The sequence below is a fragment of the Caballeronia sp. SEWSISQ10-4 2 genome, from assembly GCF_030464885.1.
In the GTDB taxonomy this organism is placed as follows: domain Bacteria; phylum Pseudomonadota; class Gammaproteobacteria; order Burkholderiales; family Burkholderiaceae; genus Caballeronia.
On sequence record NZ_JALPRJ010000021.1, the window covers coordinates 37,431 to 53,789 of the forward strand.

The window sequence follows — 16,359 nt, forward strand, 5'->3', positions numbered from 1 at the left end:
GAATGTCGTTATGGAATAAAAGGGAATAAAAGGCGCGGGACTTCACCCGGCGTGCTGCGGGTACGGCTGGGCGGTACGTTTCGTGATCAGGAGGACGAGGCCCGCCGCGATATACATCACGACCACGAGGTACATGCTGTAGACGGCGTTGCCGGTGTGCTGGACGATCAGTCCGTTGAGGCTCGGGCTTATGGCCGGCCCGAGGTTGCCGAGGCTGCTGATCAGCGCGATGCCGGCGGCGGCCTTGCTGGCCGGCAGGGATTCGCTGACGAGCGCGAAGAAGAGCGGCGTTGCGGCTGCGATGCCGATCGCACCGAACGACAACGCGGCGAGGGAGCCGGGCAGGTTGCCGTGCAGCAGCGTCGTCACCCAGAGGCCGGCCGCCGCGATCATGACGCTCGCCGCGAAGTGCCGCTGCCGTTCGCGCCGCCGGTCCGACCGGCGCCCGAGCACGATCATGCCGACTATCCCGCATGCGTTGGGAATGGTCGTGAGCAGGCTCACGACCAGCACGTCCTTGAGTCCCCAGCTCTGAATCAGCGTCGGCATCCAGAACACGATCATGTAGGTTGCGCCGAGCAGCAGGAAGTACACGAACGAGAGCAGCCAGATGCGCGGGTCGCGCAGCAGTTGGGTGCGTGTCGATGCCTGGCCGCCGGCGGTTTGCGCGATGCCCTGCGCGAGGCTATCGCGCAGCAGTGCTTTCTCGGCCGGCGACAGCCATGCCGCGTCGGCGGCCTTGTCGTCGAGCAGCAGATAGAGCAGCAGGCCGGCTGGCAGTGCGGGCAGTCCTTCGAGCAGGTACAGCCACTGCCAGCCGTGCCAGCCGTTGACGCCGTCGAGATACTTGAGGATCGCACCGCACAGCGGACCGGCAATGACGCCGACGATCGTCGTCGCGGACATGAAGATCGCGATCGCCTGGCCGCGGCGTGCCGGCGGATACCAGTAGGTGAAGTACAGGATCACGCCAGGGAAGAAGCCTGCCTCGAACGTGCCGAGCAGAAAGCGTGCGAGGTAGAACTCTGCCGGTGTCCTGACAAAGAGGATCGCGGTTGCGACGATGCCCCACAGGACCATGATGCGCAGCAGCGTGCGACGCGCGCCGAACTTTTCGAGCAGCAGGTTGCTCGGCACCTCGAACAGGAAGTAGCCGATGAAGAAGATGCCGGCGCCGAGGCCATAGACCGCTTCGCCCCACGGCAAGGTGTGCTTCATCTGCAATTGCGCGTAGCCGATGTTGATGCGGTCGAGGTACGCGATCATGTACGCGAGCAGCAGCACCGGAAGAATGCGCCGGTTGATCTTCGAGAACACGGCATCGACGGGCGTACGGGTGGACGAAAGCGATGGCGGAGTTCGCTTGGCCGCATTGGGGTTCATGTTTTGTCTCCTTATATGTTTCGGGCTGTCTTGCCGGAATCGGCCCGTGCGATTCGTCAGGTCTGCGAGACCTGTGCAGTCTTTTCCTCGTCGCGCAGTTCCTTCTTGGAGATCTTGCCGACGGGCGTTTTGGGCAGCGCCTCGCGGATTTCCAGCGCCTGCACCATCTCGTGCTTGCCGAGCTTGTCCTTCAGGAACGCCTGGAGCTCGGCGAGCGTGAGCACTTGCGCGTCGGGCTTGAGCACGACGAATGCCTTGGGCGACTGGCCGCGGTATGCATCGGGGATGCCGATCACCGCCGCCTCATAGACGTCCGGATGCTGGTAGATCGCCTCTTCCAGCAAGCGCGGGTAGACGTTGTAGCCGCTGCACAGCAGCATGTCCTTGGTGCGGTCGACGATAAAGACGTAGCCGTCTTCATCCATGTAGCCGACGTCGCCGGTGCGCATGAAGCCGTCGGATGTCGTCATGTCGGCGGTGGCTTCGCGGTTGCTCCAGTAGCCGCTCGTCACGTTGAGGCCCTTGATGCAGATCTCGCCGGTGTGGCCGCGCGGCACGTAGCGCGCCGGCGTGCTGAGGTCGAGCATGCGGATCGTAATGCCGGGCAGGGGCAGGCCGCACGAGCCTGCCTTGTGGACGCCCCGCACGGGTGTGTAGGTGCCGGTCGCCGTGGTTTCGGTCATGCCCCAGCCTTCGATCAGCGCGCAGCCTGTGATTGCCGACAAGCGTTGCGCGATTTCCTGCGGCAGCGGTGCGCCGCCGGAGTTGCAGAACTTGAGCGAGGTGAGGTCGCGCCGTCCGATGTCGGGGTGGTTGAGCAGGGCGGTGAACATGGTCGGCACGCCCGGGAAGCAACTGACCTTGTGCCGTTCGATATCGGCGAGCACGGCGGCCGCGTCGAAGCGCGGGTGCTGGATGATCTCGGCCGCGTTGAGAATGCCGAACAGCATGTTGACGGTCAGCGCGTAGATATGGAACGGCGGCAATACGGCGAGGATGCGTTCCTCGCCATCCGCCAGGACCGGCGGCTCGCCCTGCATGGTTTCGCGAAGCTGGGTAACTGCCGCGACGAGATTGGCGTGCGACAGCATCGCGCCTTTCGGCAGGCCGGTTGTGCCGCCGGTGTACTGCAGGACGGCGAGCGCGTGAAGCGGGTCTGCGATCGCGTGCGGGACGAAGCTGCCATCGTTGTCGAGCAGTTGCGCGAAGCTCAGGTGCCGATCGTCCCACCGTACATCGGCAAGAGAGCCATGTGCGGCGATACGTTCTGCCGCTTCGCCGCTGGCTTCGGCCATTTCCGCCATCGTGCCGACGATCAACCGTTTCAGCCGGGTCGTCTCGAGCATCGGTGCCATCTGCGGATAGAGCGACGCCGCGTCGAGCGTGAACAGGACGTCGGTGCGGCTGTCGTGAATCTTGTGCTCGAGCACTTTCGCGGCATCGAGCGGCGAATAATTGACCACGGTGCCGCCAGCCTTCAGGATGCCGAAGAAAGCAATTACGTAGTGCGGCGTGTTCGGCAGGTGCAGGCCGACGTGCACGCCGGGTCCCACGCCGAGGCGTTGCAGACCCTTTGCCGCGCGGCTGGAAAGCGTGAGCAGCTCGGCAAAACTCAGGCGCCTGCCCTCGAACTGCAGTGCCGGCTTGTCGGGCCAACGGGCAGCGCTGTCGTCGAGCAGCTGCTGCACGGGCACCGGCGCGATCTCGATGTTCCAGTGCACGCCGCTCGGGTAGGACTTGATCCAGCACAGGTCTTCCATGGGGTCTCGCTCGGTTCCTCTGGTTTGGGTGTCCGCTGAACCACGTTCCGCTCTGGACGTCAGATTGCCGCCGTCATGCGATCGGCGCGGGTCGTAGGCGACTGGACACGTGACGCAGCGTACTGAGCGTGCTTTGTCAACGGAAGGTTCGATTGGTCCGGTTTGCCGGTTCGTTCTGGACGAAGCCGGACGGGCGATGCTGGCAAGGCAAGCAGCACGGGCTTTGCCGCGCTAGCGGCGAGCCAGGCTAAGGGAAATCACCATGGACGTTGGGGCGCATCGGCCCTCGTGGCAATGTAGTTGGCGCAGATCAGACCGCCGGCATGCTTGCCGGGGCGGCGAAGGCGTCCATCAGTTGTTGCCGGAACCACCGGTTGGCCGGGTCGGCGTCGGAGTTCGCATGCCAGTAGAGGTATGCATCCGCCGACGCCGTGTCGAGCGGGCACGGATGCATCTGGTTGTCGAAGAGCGCGTTGAGGAGCCGTGCATAGCGGCCGGGCATCGTGAGCAGCAGGTCGGTCTGGCTCACCACCCGGCAGGCCGCGAAATAGTGAATGCACCGCAGCCGCACACGCCGCTGCAGGCCGAGTTTCACGAGCTCCATGTCCTCGAGCCCCAGCCCGCGGCGCCGGCTCGTGACGAGCACGTGCTGCTCCGCAACGTAGCTTTGCACGGAGAGCCGCCGACCCACGCGCGGATGGCCGCAGCGGCTCAGCACGACAAGTTCGTCCGATGCGAGGCGCTCGCTGCGCACGGTCTGCGGAATGGACAGCACGACGTCGATCGCGGCGTCGAGCGCGCCCGATTGCAGGTCCGACTCGAGTGTGCGCCGGTCGTGGTGCACGGACGCGATGTCGATCGCCGGTGCGTGCTCGACCACGTGCTTCATCAGCGGCGGCAGCACGACCGATTCGAGCACGTCGCGCACGCCGAGCGAGAAACGCTTGGTCGTCGATTCAACGTCGAACTGGTTCGTCTCGTGCAGCGTCAGCTCGAACGAGCGAAGCGCTTCGCGCACCCGGCCGATGATCGACCGGGTGAACGGCGTGGGCACCATCACGTGTCCCTGCCGTTCGAATAGCGGGTCGCCGAGCAGCTCACGCAGGCGGTTCAGCGCATGGCTGAGCGCCGACTGGCTCAGGTTCAGCTGTTCGGCCGCGCGCGTGATGCCGCCTTGCGTATAGATGCACTCGAGCGCGACGAAGAGGTTGAGGTCAACTCTGGATATATGCATGAAATGAGTTGGTCGCTATTCGAACTATTCATTTGTCTCATTATGCATGGGTGCGTAGTCTGGCGGAAGGAGACAAATGCATGGGATAGATGCGAGGCTGGACGAGTTCGATTACATCGACATCACCGACGCCTGTTCCCGCCGACAACCGCATGAGCGAGATCCTTTCCACCACGACCGCCATCAGGTCCGCGCATCGCTTCGATGTCTCGCGGCTCGAGACGTGGCTATGCGCGCGCATCCACGGTTTTCGCGGACCGCCGGAGGTCGCGCAATTCTCGGGCGGCCAGTCGAATCCAACCTATCTGCTGACCACGCCGGCGGCAAAGTATGTGCTGCGCCGCAAGCCACCGGGAACGCTGCTGCCGTCCGCGCATGCGATCGATCGCGAATACCGTCTGCTCACCGCGCTGCGTGGAACCGGGGTGCCGGTCGCTGACCCGTACTGCTATTGCGACGATGCGTCGGTGATCGGCTCCGAGTTCTATGTGATGAGCTACGTGAACGGGCGTGTGCTGTGGGACGCGCGTCTGCCCGGCATGACGCCAGATGAGCGCCGCGCGGTCTTCGACGAGATGAATCGCGTGATGGCGGCGTTGCATACGCTCGACATTGACGCGCTCGGGTTGCGAGATTACGGCCGGACTGGTAGCTACTTCGAGCGCCAGGTGTCGCGCTGGACCAAGCAATATTGCGCGTCGCAGACACATCGGATCGAATCGGTCGAGCGGCTGATCGCGTGGCTGCCCGAGCACATGCCTACGCGCGAGACGACTGCGCTGGTGCACGGCGATTTTAGCCTGCACAACATGATGTTCGCGCCGGACGAACCGCGAATCATCGCGGTGCTGGACTGGGAGCTGTCTACGCTCGGCGACCCGTTCGCCGATTTCGCGTATCTGTGCCTCGCATGGCATATGCCGTCCGATGGAGGGCGCGGGCTTGGCGGGTTAAGCGCGGCGGAGATCGCCTCGCTCGGCATTCCGCAGGAATCCGCGTTCGTGAGCGAATACTGTCGCCGTACCGGCGTCGAGAAGGTCGACGCGCGCGAATGGAACTTCTATCTCGCGTACAACTTCTTTCGCGGCGCGGCGATCCTGCAGGGGATCACCAAACGTGCGCTCGACGGCAACGCGAGCAATGAGCACGCACTCGAATTCGGTCAGCGCGCCGCGGTGTTGGCCGATCTCGGCTGGACCTGCGCCGAGCGCGCAATGAACGTTAAGACGTCGCGCTTGATCGCTGCATGCACTCACAAGGAGCAACACAAATGAATTTTGAGCATTCGGACAAGGTCATCGAGCTTCAGCATCGTGTCTCTGCGTTCATGGAGACATACGTGTACCCGAACGAGGAGCGGTATCACCGAGAGGTCGGCGAAGGCGATCGCTGGCAGCCGGTGCCGCTGATCGAGGAGTTGAAGGCGCGCGCCAAGGCGGAGGGCTTATGGAACCTGTTTCTGCCCGGCTCCGGTTATGGTCCCGGGCTGACGAACAGCGAATACGCACCGCTGTGCGAATTCATGGGGCGTTCGCTGTGGGCGCCGGAGGTGTTCAACTGCTCCGCGCCCGATACGGGCAACATGGAAGTGCTGGTCCGCTACGGCACGCCGGAGCAGAGAAAGGAATGGCTCGAGCCGCTGCTGCGCGGCGAGATCCGTTCGGCGTTCGCGATGACAGAGCCGCTCGTGGCGTCGTCGGACGCGACGAACATCGAGAGCTCGATCGTGCGCGACGGCAACGAGTACGTGATCAACGGTAGGAAATGGTGGACGTCCGGGGCGAACGATCCGCGCTGCAAGGTGTTCGTGTTCATGGGCAAGACCGACCCGGATTCGGCAGATCGCCATCGCCAGCAGTCGATGATCCTCGTGCCGCGCGACACGCCTGGCATCACGATCCTGCGTCATCTGCCGGTCCTCGGCTTCGACGACGCGCCGCACGGCCATGCGGAAATCCTGTTCGAGAACGTGCGCGTGCCGGTAACCGGCATGCTGCTCGGCGAGGGACGCGGTTTCGAGATTGCGCAGGGACGTCTCGGGCCGGGGCGCATTCATCACTGCATGCGTCTCGTCGGTCTCGCCGAGCGTGCACTGGAAGTGATGTGCAAGCGCAGCCTGTCGCGCACGGCGTTCGGGCGCGCGATCGCGGAGCAGTCGGTCACGCAGCAGCGCATTGCCGATGCGCGCATCGCTATCGACGAGACGCGTTTCCTCGTGCTGGACGCGGCGCACAAGATGGATACCGTCGGCAACAAGGTGGCCGCGCGCGAGATTGCGATGATCAAGGTCGCGGCGCCGAACATGGCGTGCAACGTAATCGACTCGGCGATCCAGGCATGCGGCGGGTACGGCATGCAGGACCGCTTCTTGGCCCACGCGTATGCGGCCGCGCGTTCGCTGCGTATCGCGGATGGCCCCGACGAGGTTCATCGCAACCAGATCGCGCGGATGGAGCTGGCCCGTTATCACAACGCGTCGTGAGCGGCGCAACGATGCCTGTACGGTTATCTATACAGGAAACGACATGACAGTGGAGTACAAGGTGCAGGATGGCGTCGCGCTGATCACGCTCGACAATCCCCCCGTCAACAGCCTCGGACACGCGACGCGCCTCGGCATCGTCGAAGGCGTCGCGCGCGCCGCGGACGATGACAGCGTGCGTGCAATCGTCATCACAGGCGCCGGAAAGGCGTTCTCGGGCGGCGCAGATATCCGCGAGTTCAACACGCCGAAGGCGGCACAGGAGCCATCGCTGCACACCGTCATCGAGGCCGTCGAATCGAGCGCGAAGCCGGTCGTCGCCGCGCTTCATTCGGTGGCGATGGGCGGCGGGCTGGAATTGGCAATGGGTTGCCACTATCGCGTAACCGCGCCGGGTACGCTGATCGCGTTGCCGGAGGTGAAGCTGGGGCTCTTGCCGGGCGCGGGCGGCACGCAGCGTCTGCCGCGTGCGGTCGGCCTGGAGCCGGCGCTGAACATGATCGTGTCCGGCGACACCGTGCCGTCGGACAAGCTTGCCGGCAGCGGCCTGTTCGACCAGGTGATCGATGACGACCTGCTGGCCGGCGCGATCGCGTTCGCGCAACGCGCGGCGGACAGCGGCAAGCTGCCGAAGCTGCGCGAGCGGAAGGTCGCGCACGAGAACCCGGAAGGTTTCCTGCAGCACGCGCGCAATACGATCGTAGCCGCCGCGAAGCATTTTCCCGCGCCGGGGAGGTGCGTGGACGCCGTGCAGGCCGCTGTCCAAAAGCGCTTCGACGACGGCATCCAGTTCGAGCGCTCGCTTTTCATCGAACTGATGGATACGCCGCAATCGCGCGCACTGCGTCATGCGTTCTTCGGCGAACGGGCCGCCGGCAAGATTCCCGATGTTCCCGAGGACACTCCCCTGCGCCAAGTGGAGCGCGTCGCGGTGATCGGCGCGGGCACGATGGGCGGCGGCATCGCGATGAACTTCCTGAACGCGGGCATTCCGGTCACGATCCTGGAGACCGCGCAAGCCGCGCTCGAGCGCGGCGTCGCGACGATCCGCAAGAATTACGAGAACAGCGCGAAGAAGGGCAAGCTCACGCAGGAGCAGGTCGAACAACGCATGGGGCTCCTCACGCCGTCGCTGTCCTATGACGACCTCCGCGACGTTGATCTGGTCGTCGAGGCGGTGTTCGAGGAAATGGGCGTCAAGGAAAGCGTGTTCAAGCGCCTCGATGAAGTCGCGAAGCCCGGGGCCATTCTCGCGTCGAATACCTCGACGCTCGATGTCGACAGAATCGCCAGTTTCACGAAGCGGCCGCAGGACGTGGTCGGCATGCACTTCTTCAGCCCCGCCAACGTGATGAAGCTGCTGGAAGTCGTGCGCGGCGCGAAGACGTCGAGCGACGTGCTTGCCACCGTGATGCAGATCGCGAAGCGGATCAGGAAGACCGCGGTCGTGTCGGGCGTCTGCGACGGCTTCATCGGCAACCGCATGATCGAACAATACGGCCGTCAGGCCGGCTTCCTGCTCGACGAGGGTGCGCTGCCCGAGCAGATCGACAAGGCCATCGAGAAGTTCGGTTTCGCCATGGGGCCGTTCCGCATGGGCGACCTTGCAGGCAACGATATCGGCTGGGCGATCCGCAAGCGCCGCGCGATCGAGCGGCCGGACATGCAGTACTCGAAAACCGGTGATCTGCTCTGCGAAATGGGCCGCTTCGGCCAGAAGACCGGCGCGGGCTGGTATGACTACAAGGCGGGCGACCGCAAAGCGCATCCGTCGCAGGACGTGAACGAGATGATCGAGCGGCACTCGCGCGATCTCGGCCTCACGAGGCGCAAGATTTCCGACGAAGAGATCGTCGAGCGCCTCGTATATGCGCTCGTCAACGAAGGTGCGAAGATTCTGGAAGCGGGGATTGCGTCGAAGGCATCGGACATCGACATGGTCTATCTGACTGGCTACGGCTTCCCGCTCTTCGTCGGCGGACCGATGCTCTATGCAGACACTGTGGGCCTCTACAACGTGCTGCAGGCGGTGCGCCGCTACAGCACGGGCTACCTCGGCCAAGCGTGGCTGCCGGCGCCGTTGCTCGAGCGTCTCGCGGCGCAAGGCAAAGGTTTCAACGACTGAAGCGGGAGAAGCCAATATGACTGATGCAGTGATTGTTTCCACCGCTCGCGCGGGGCTTGCGAAGAGATGGAAGGGCGCGGCCGGCCCCTTCGAGGTGCTGTGATGAGCTCGCTACTGGTGTCGCGCCGCGACCTGAACTTCCTCCTCTACGAATGGCTCGACGTCGAGTCGCTCACGCGGATTCCACGGTTTGCGGACCATTCCCGCGAGACGTTCGACGCCGTGCTCGATACCAGCGAGCGCATCGCGACCGAACGCTTCGCGCCGCACAACAAGAAGAACGATCAGCAGGAGCCGCATTTCAACGGCACCACGGTCCACATCATTCCCGAAGTGAAGGCGGCGCTGAAAGTCTTCCGGGACGCGGGGCTGATGGCCGCGGGACAGGATTTCGAGCGCGGCGGCATGCAGTTGCCAGCTGTCATCGAGAAGGCTGCGTTCGGTTATTTCGTTGCGGCCAATGCGGGTACCAGCTCGTATCCGTTCCTGACTATGGGCAACGCCAATCTGCTGATCGCGCACGGCACGCCTGCGCAGATCGACACGTTTGCGCAACCGCAGATCGAAGGACGTTTCTTCGGCACGATGTGCCTCTCGGAGCCGCAGGCGGGGTCGTCGCTGTCGGACATCACCACGCGCGCGGACCTCGAAGGGACGTCGCCGTGGGGGCGTCAGTACCGCTTGAGCGGCAACAAGATGTGGATTTCCGCCGGCGAGCATGAACTGTCGGACAACATCGTCCATCTGGTGCTTGCAAAGACACCGGGGCCGCACGGCAAACCGATTCTGGGCGTAAAAGGGATTTCGCTCTTCATCGTGCCGAAGTTCCTTGTCCGTCCCGATGGCACCTTAGGTGAGCGCAACGACGTCGTGCTGGCCGGCCTGAACCACAAGATGGGCTATCGCGGGACGACGAACTGTCTCCTGAACTTCGGCGAAGGCACGCGGTTCCGGCCGAAGGGGCCGGACGGGGAGCCGCGTGCGGGCGCGATCGGTTACCTCGTCGGCGAGGAGCACCACGGCCTCGCGTACATGTTCCACATGATGAACGAGGCGCGCATCGGCGTCGGCATAGGCGCCACGATGCTCGGCTACACTGGCTACCTGCATGCGCTCGATTACGCCCGCACTCGCGTGCAGGGCCGGCCTGTCCTGTCGTCTGGCAAGGACGCCGCGTCGCCGCAGATTCCGCTCGTCGAGCATGCCGACGTGCGCCGCATGCTGCTCGCGCAGAAAGCGTATGTGGAAGGCGCGCTCGGCCTGAATCTGTACTGCGCGCGGCTGATCGACGAGGCGCGGGATGCAGCCGACGCGGCCGCGCGGCGCAAGCTCGGGCTACTGCTCGACATCCTCACGCCGATCGCGAAGAGCTGGCCGTCGCAGTGGTGCGTCGAGGCCAACAGCCTCGCGATCCAGGTTCATGGTGGTTACGGCTATACGCGTGAATACAACGTCGAGCAGTTCTATCGCGACAACCGTTTGAACCCGATCCACGAGGGCACGCACGGCATCCAGGCGCTGGACCTGCTCGGGCGCAAGGTCGTGGTGCAGGACGGCGCTGCATTGACGGCCCTGGCCGAGCGCGTGCAGGCCTGCATCGACCGTGCACGCACAGCTGGCGACATCGAACTGGCGGGCTACGCGCGTGCGCTCGGCGACGCCGTCCAGCAGCTCGGCCAAGTCACGCGTGCGTTGTGGGCCGCCGGAGATCCGCGCGTGACGCTCGCGAACGCATCGGTCTATCTGGAGGCGTTCGGCCATGTCGTCGTCGCATGGATCTGGCTGGAGCAGGCCGTCTGCGCGGCGCGTGCGTTCGCGAACGCGCAGGGCGACGATGCCGCCTTCTATCGCGGCAAGCTGGAGGCTGCGCGCTATTTCTTCCGCTGGGAACTCCCGAAGACCGGCTCGCAGTTCGCGTTGCTAGCTTCGCTCGATACGACCACGCTCGACATGAAGGACGACTGGTTCTGAATCTGTCGTGCAATCCGACGTGAAAACAACATAGTTCTGGAGACATCATGGGTACGTTGAAGCAGTTGTTCGATCTTTCCGGCAAGACGGCGCTCATTACGGGCGGCTCGCGCGGGCTCGGCCTGCAGGTGGCTGAAGCATTGGGCGAGCAGGGTGCGCGCATCGTCTTGTCCGCACGCAAGGCTGGCGAGCTGCGGGAGGCGCAAGCGCACCTGAAGTCGCTCGGCATCGACGCCGACTGGATCGCCGCAGACGCGGCACTGGACATTGACATCCAGCGTCTTGCCGACGAGACGCTCGCAAAACTGGGCCACATCGACATTCTCGTCAATAACGCCGGCGCCACGTGGGGCTCCCCCGCCGAGGACCATCCGGTCGAAGCGTGGGACAAGGTGATGAACCTGAACATTCGCGGGTTGTTCCTGCTCACGCAGCAGATCGGCAAGCGCTCGATGATCCCGCGCCGGTACGGCAGGATCGTCAATATGGCTTCGGTTGCTGGCCTGCGAGGCAACCCGCCCGATTCGCTCAACACTGTCGCCTATAACACCAGCAAGGGCGCAGTCGTGAATTTCACGCGTGCGCTCGCTGGCGAATGGGGGAAGTACGGCATTACTGTCAATGCGATTGCACCGGGATTTTTCCCGTCGAAGATGACGCGCGGCGCGCTCGAGCACCTCGGGGTCGAGAAGCTGGCAGCGGACCTGCCATTGCAGCGGATTGGCGACGACGAGGATCTGAAGGGTGTCAGCTTGCTGTTCGCGTCGGACGCCAGCAAGCACATTACTGGACAGATACTTGCTGTGGACGGTGGCGCGAGCGCCGTGCTGTGATAGCGACGTGACGACAACGCAGGGGAGGGGGTAGGTGACAGACTTCAATGGAAAGGTCGCGGTCGTGACGGGAGCCGGCTCGGGGTTCGGCCGCGAGTTCGCTCGCGCAGGTGCAGCGCTCGGCATGAAGCTCGTGCTGGCCGATGTGCAGCAGGACGCGCTCCACGACACGGTGAAGGAGCTCGAAGCGCGTGGCGCACAGGTGATTGCACAGCGTGTCGACGTGAGTCGCGCAGAACAGGTCGAAGTGCTCGCGGAGTCGGCGTTTTCCAGGTTCGGCGCAGTGCATCTGCTGTTCAACAACGCCGGCGTCGGCGGCAGCGGCGGGCTCGTATGGGAGAGCACCGTGCAGGACTGGGAGTGGACGCTGGGCGTGAACCTGTGGGGTGTCGTGCACGGCATACGCGCATTCGTGCCGCGCATGCTCGCAGCGGCACGGCTAGACCTGGACTATCGCGGCCACATCGCGAACACCGCGTCGATGGCGGGGCTCGTCAATGCGGCCATGATGGGGACTTACAGTGTGTCGAAACACGCGGTGGTATCGCTTTCGGAAACGCTGTTTCACGATCTTTCGCTTACCGGCGAGCAAGTGCGGTGCTCGGTGCTGTGTCCGTACTTCGTGTCGACCGGGATCACGCGCTCAGAGCGCAATCGTCCCACTGAGCTGGCCGAAGAAGGACCGCTGACCCGATCGCAGCAGGTCGCCAAGGCCATGAACGAGAAGGCGGTGAGCGCGAGCCGGGTCAGCGCGAAACAGATTGCCCAGATGACCTTCGACGCCATTCGAGATGGGAGCTTCTACATCTATTCGCATCCGCACCGGCTTGCCGGCGTCGAAAGCCGCATGACCGACCTGTTGACGGCGCGCAATCCGGTCGACCCGCTGGCAGCACAGCCGGAGGTGCGCGCGGCACTTGAGGCGGCGGCGCGGATAAGGAACGAATTTATTTGATCAGGTCGCCCATACGGAACAACTGATTGCGGGTTTCGATCGGAATCAGGGTCGCGCTCCTTAAGGAGAATGCGGGATTGCATGGAGAGGAACCCCCCGCAACCAGTTGCTAGCTATCTTGGTGGACACTATCCTCACGTGCTATACCGCTTTGCTCAAGATGAGTTCGCCGTGCGCCCTCGACCAAATGCGACCGAACTTGTCTGACCGGGCATAGGTTGGAAATCGGTCGAACCATCCAATAGCTTTTTAACGGGCATCTACAACGCCGTCGCCGGGGCGGCGGTTGCGGACCTCGCGCTATCCATCTTCGAAGCGCTCTCTGAGGTCACAACCTGATAGTTGAGCGATGGTAGGTTCGACTTGCATATCGTGATGCCAAGCGCAGCTTTTTTCTCCGCTACCGCTCGCTCCACGAGCTCAGGTGATGCGACATTGAGATTAAGGGTTATCTGCGGATAGCGATCGCAAAATTCACCGATCGCCATGGAAACCGGGTCTGCTGGCGTGAAGGCGCTGTGGTCAATGAGCCAGATCGACAGTTCGCCGCGAATCTCGTTCTTCGCTGTTCCCAGCACCTCGCGAAATTCGTCGATGGCGTCCAGTAGGCGCAGCGTAGCAGCGTAGGCGACCTGACCCTCTGCGGTAAGTTAGCAACCCGGCACTAACCCTGACCACTACCGGCGGAACCCAGCAGCCGACGCTGACCCAGAACCGCTATCAGCAAGTCTTGTGTAAGGGTACCCTTAACCTTTATAGGTATTTGCTGATAAAAAATACAGTGGCTCCTGAATGCGAGGAGCCGGGTTAGCACGGAGAATTGATCGGCAGCAAGAGTCTGCTTGTGTCTGATATCGCGCCTCGATTTGGCGGTTAGCGCCAATTCCTCAAGGTGCGATGATCTCCATGGCAATTTTACTGAGGCAAGATGGGATGGTTGCGATTACGGTGAGGGGCCAAATACATGAATAAACCATCGCCGACCGAAGACAGTGCCGCGAGTATCGATCCGAGCCCGATACCGCCTGCCATTCGAGCCGATACTTATACGCAAGAACAAGCTGATCCGCTACGCGAATACCAGGAAGATATGGATCGTCAACTGGTTGAACACACTGCGGATCTGCTCGAACGAAATCGGCGGCTACAAGAGGAAATCGCCGGCTGGAAGAAGACATTCGAAGAAGGACAAGGCAAATCGGAGGGGCGCTTGCATCGCCTCGCAGGAAATATTCCTGGATTTCTCTACACCTTTCGCATGTCTTCCGACGGGCGCTTCAGTTTTCCGTTTGCCAGTGACGGGATCCGGGAAATCTATGATCTGGACCCGGACGACGTCGCAACCGATATGGCGCCGCTCCATGCAATGGCTCATCCGGATGACCGGCTATCCATTGAGGAGGCTATCGGGAAATCCGCTCGCGAACTCAGCTTTTTCAACGTTGAATTTCGGGTGCTCAATCCCGTGAGGGGCGAACTCTGGATAGAGTCTCGCTCCATGCCGGAGCGAGAGCCGGACGGCGGCGTCCTGTGGCATGGCGTCATGTTCGACATTGGCGCGCGCAAGGCGGCCGAGATGGCGCTGCGTGCAAGCGAACAGCGCTACCGGGAAATCTTCGACAATGTGTCCGACGCGCTCTTTTTGCTGGAGGTCACAGCCGATTCGACGTTCCGTTTTATCGAAGTCAATCCCGCCGTCGAAAGGCTGATGGAACTGTCTCGCGACGAGATCGTCGGGAAGCATGTGGAGGAACTCATGAGCAGCGAACAGGCTCATCGCCTGATTGCGAGCTTGCGGCGGTGCCTGGAGGTCGACGCGCGCATTGATGAAGAGGTCGAACTCGATCTGCCTGCCGGATCCTATGCTTTCCATGTGGATTTTCTTCCAGTGCGGGGCGTTACTGGCGGACGCGTTCGTCGCGTTGCCGGGATTGCGCGAGATATCACCATACGCAAGCAGCACGAAGCGGTACTGCAGGAACGCGGCGAACTGGCGTTGAGACTAAGGAAACTGGTAGAGATTGCACCGGGTGTGCTAGGCGAATTCTTGCTGTCACCCAATGGAAACGTGAGCATGCCGAACGCGTCGGATCAATTGGAAGAACTCATCGGCCTCAGCCGTGAGGATGTCATGGAGGACGCATCCCGTATCCATCCATTGATACATCCGGACGACCTTCCTAAACACCTGGCGTCCATTGCCGAGTCAGCCCACACGATGGAGCCTTGGCACGATGAGTTTCGAGTGCGGCATCCGCGCAAGGGCGACGTCTGGATCGAAGGACGTTCCATACCTGATCGTGAGCCGGATGGCGGAATTCGATGGTATGGATTCCTCCATGACGTGACCGGGCGCAAGCGTACGGAGGCGTTGCTGCATGCCAGCGAAGAGAAGTTTCGTACGTTGGCGGAGCACTCACCCGATGTTATTGGTCGCTACGACAGGGAAGGCAAGCGCATTTACGTTAATCCGCAATATGAACGGATCAGCGGCGCTTCGCCGGCGCAGTGTCTTGGCAAGACAGCGCTTGAGTTCGCGTTTTTACCGCCGTTGGTGGCTGCGCAGTTCTCGCAAAAGCTCATGGAGGCGATGGAATCCGGAGTCACCGCCGAGATCGATTTCAACTGGACAAAGGACGGGAAAGCGATATGGTGGTTCGTGCGTATCGTGCCCGAGTTCGACGCGAATGGCGAAGTGGCCAGCGCATTGGCCATCTCATGCGACATTTCGGAGCGCAAGGAGATTGAGGAAGTGCTGCGCGCCCTGGTCACGCGTCGCGACGCGGATCGGGAGGAGGAGCGCCGCCGTATTGCCCGGGAGCTTCACGACGAACTCGGGCAGCAGTTGTCGGCGGTGCGCATGAAGGTCGGTGTGCTCGACCTGCAGTTCGGCAAGGACCAGCCACTGCTGCGCAAGGAGATGGCGCGTCTGCTGGCGCTGGTGGACAAGACTATTCAGGTCACCCGGGATGTATCGACCTCACTACGGCCGGCAGTGCTGGACATGGGCATTATCGCGGCGCTGGAATGGCTAACGGTAGAGTTTTCCCAATACAGCGGGCTTCCGTGCGACCTGGACGTGTCCGAACGCGAGGTCGACCTGAGCGAGGAAATGGCGGTCGCCGTGTTCCGTATCACCCAGGAGTCACTGACGAACGTGGCACGCCATTCGAAGGCGGACAGCATCCAGGTCACCTTTAATCTCGAGCAGGAAACCATCTTCCTCGAGGTAAAGGACAACGGCGTTGGGTTCGATTCGGAAAGCTTGCAGAAGTCGGATTCGTTCGGTCTCTTTGGAATCCGCGAGCGCGCAATTGCGGTTGGCGGCGAAGCCCTCGTTTCCAGCAAGCCTGGTTGCGGTACCGTGGTACAGGTGCACATTCCGCTGGAAAAGGGGGAGCGCTCGGGTGGAGGTGGAGACGAAGACGCGGTCGTCCTCAGGCGTCTATCCGCTGCGAGCCTCGATCGAGCCGGCATCTCCCAATTCCGCGGACGGTTCAGGCCGGACAAGGAAGGGAAATGAAATAGGCTTGCCTGGGCTGGAACCCGGATGTGCAAAGCTGCGGAGATCGCCTATCCTTGCGCAGCAACAATAAGGCGACGTGGCGACGGTCTG

Annotated in this window: 11 protein-coding genes; 7 read left to right on the forward strand and 4 right to left on the reverse strand. The window is 62.7% G+C overall.

Annotated features, from left to right (window positions below; genetic code table 11):
• Window positions 1-42: 42 nt before the first annotated feature.
• From M0D69_RS16185 to M0D69_RS16195, 3 genes are all read right to left on the reverse strand, one after another.
• Window positions 43-1,383, reverse strand: a complete 1,341-nt coding sequence (locus M0D69_RS16185; protein WP_301782966.1) for an MFS transporter — start codon at window positions 1,381-1,383, stop codon at window positions 43-45.
• Window positions 1,384-1,439: 56 nt separating this feature from the next.
• A complete protein-coding gene (locus M0D69_RS16190; RefSeq protein WP_301782967.1) occupies window positions 1,440-3,143 on the reverse strand; it encodes a long-chain fatty acid--CoA ligase in 1,704 nt (567 codons plus the stop codon).
• A 310-nt stretch (window positions 3,144-3,453) separates the two neighbouring features.
• Window positions 3,454-4,377: a LysR family transcriptional regulator gene (locus tag M0D69_RS16195; RefSeq protein ID WP_301782968.1), complete on the reverse strand. Its 924-nt coding sequence runs from the start codon at window positions 4,375-4,377 to the stop codon at window positions 3,454-3,456.
• Window positions 4,378-4,529: 152 nt separating this feature from the next.
• On the opposite strand from M0D69_RS16195, the gene M0D69_RS16200 reads away from it, so the two are divergent.
• From M0D69_RS16200 to M0D69_RS16225, 6 genes are all read left to right on the forward strand, one after another.
• Window positions 4,530-5,651 (forward strand): phosphotransferase, encoded by a 1,122-nt coding sequence (locus M0D69_RS16200; protein ID WP_301782969.1) that lies wholly within the window; start codon window positions 4,530-4,532, stop codon window positions 5,649-5,651.
• A complete protein-coding gene (locus M0D69_RS16205; protein ID WP_301782970.1) occupies window positions 5,648-6,859 on the forward strand; it encodes an acyl-CoA dehydrogenase family protein in 1,212 nt (403 codons plus the stop codon). The genes M0D69_RS16200 and M0D69_RS16205 overlap by 4 nt, the downstream gene beginning before the upstream one ends.
• Before the next feature lie 43 nt (window positions 6,860-6,902).
• Window positions 6,903-8,984, forward strand: a complete 2,082-nt coding sequence (locus tag M0D69_RS16210; RefSeq protein WP_301782971.1) for a 3-hydroxyacyl-CoA dehydrogenase NAD-binding domain-containing protein — start codon at window positions 6,903-6,905, stop codon at window positions 8,982-8,984.
• Between the two features lie 102 nt (window positions 8,985-9,086).
• Window positions 9,087-10,955, forward strand: a complete 1,869-nt coding sequence (locus M0D69_RS16215; protein ID WP_301782972.1) for an acyl-CoA dehydrogenase — start codon at window positions 9,087-9,089, stop codon at window positions 10,953-10,955.
• A 47-nt stretch (window positions 10,956-11,002) separates the two neighbouring features.
• Complete coding sequence (locus M0D69_RS16220; protein WP_301782973.1) at window positions 11,003-11,788, forward strand: SDR family oxidoreductase; 786 nt, start codon at window positions 11,003-11,005, stop codon at window positions 11,786-11,788.
• A gap of 34 nt (window positions 11,789-11,822) precedes the next feature.
• Entirely contained in the window at window positions 11,823-12,743 is a 921-nt protein-coding gene (locus M0D69_RS16225) for an SDR family oxidoreductase (protein ID WP_301782974.1), read from the forward strand.
• 260 nt (window positions 12,744-13,003) lie between these two features.
• Here the strand turns inward: M0D69_RS16225 and M0D69_RS16230 are convergent, their stop codons facing one another.
• On the reverse strand, window positions 13,004-13,321 hold the full coding sequence (locus tag M0D69_RS16230; protein ID WP_301782975.1) for a hypothetical protein: 318 nt from the start codon (window positions 13,319-13,321) through the stop codon (window positions 13,004-13,006).
• 386 nt (window positions 13,322-13,707) lie between these two features.
• Between M0D69_RS16230 and M0D69_RS16235 the strand changes: the two genes are divergently transcribed.
• Entirely contained in the window at window positions 13,708-16,266 is a 2,559-nt protein-coding gene (locus M0D69_RS16235; RefSeq protein WP_301782976.1) for a PAS domain-containing sensor histidine kinase, read from the forward strand.
• Window positions 16,267-16,359 lie beyond the last annotated feature (93 nt).

Coding starts and splice junctions, on each gene's coding strand:
- M0D69_RS16185 (WP_301782966.1), bottom strand. CDS start 1,383: ATGAACCCCAATGCGGCCAAGCGAACTCCGCCATCGCTTTCGTCCACC.
- M0D69_RS16190 (WP_301782967.1), bottom strand. CDS start 3,143: ATGGAAGACCTGTGCTGGATCAAGTCCTACCCGAGCGGCGTGCACTGG.
- M0D69_RS16195 (WP_301782968.1), bottom strand. CDS start 4,377: ATGCATATATCCAGAGTTGACCTCAACCTCTTCGTCGCGCTCGAGTGC.
- M0D69_RS16200 (WP_301782969.1), top strand. CDS start 4,530: ATGAGCGAGATCCTTTCCACCACGACCGCCATCAGGTCCGCGCATCGC.
- M0D69_RS16205 (WP_301782970.1), top strand. CDS start 5,648: ATGAATTTTGAGCATTCGGACAAGGTCATCGAGCTTCAGCATCGTGTC.
- M0D69_RS16210 (WP_301782971.1), top strand. CDS start 6,903: ATGACAGTGGAGTACAAGGTGCAGGATGGCGTCGCGCTGATCACGCTC.
- M0D69_RS16215 (WP_301782972.1), top strand. CDS start 9,087: ATGAGCTCGCTACTGGTGTCGCGCCGCGACCTGAACTTCCTCCTCTAC.
- M0D69_RS16220 (WP_301782973.1), top strand. CDS start 11,003: ATGGGTACGTTGAAGCAGTTGTTCGATCTTTCCGGCAAGACGGCGCTC.
- M0D69_RS16235 (WP_301782976.1), top strand. CDS start 13,708: ATGAATAAACCATCGCCGACCGAAGACAGTGCCGCGAGTATCGATCCG.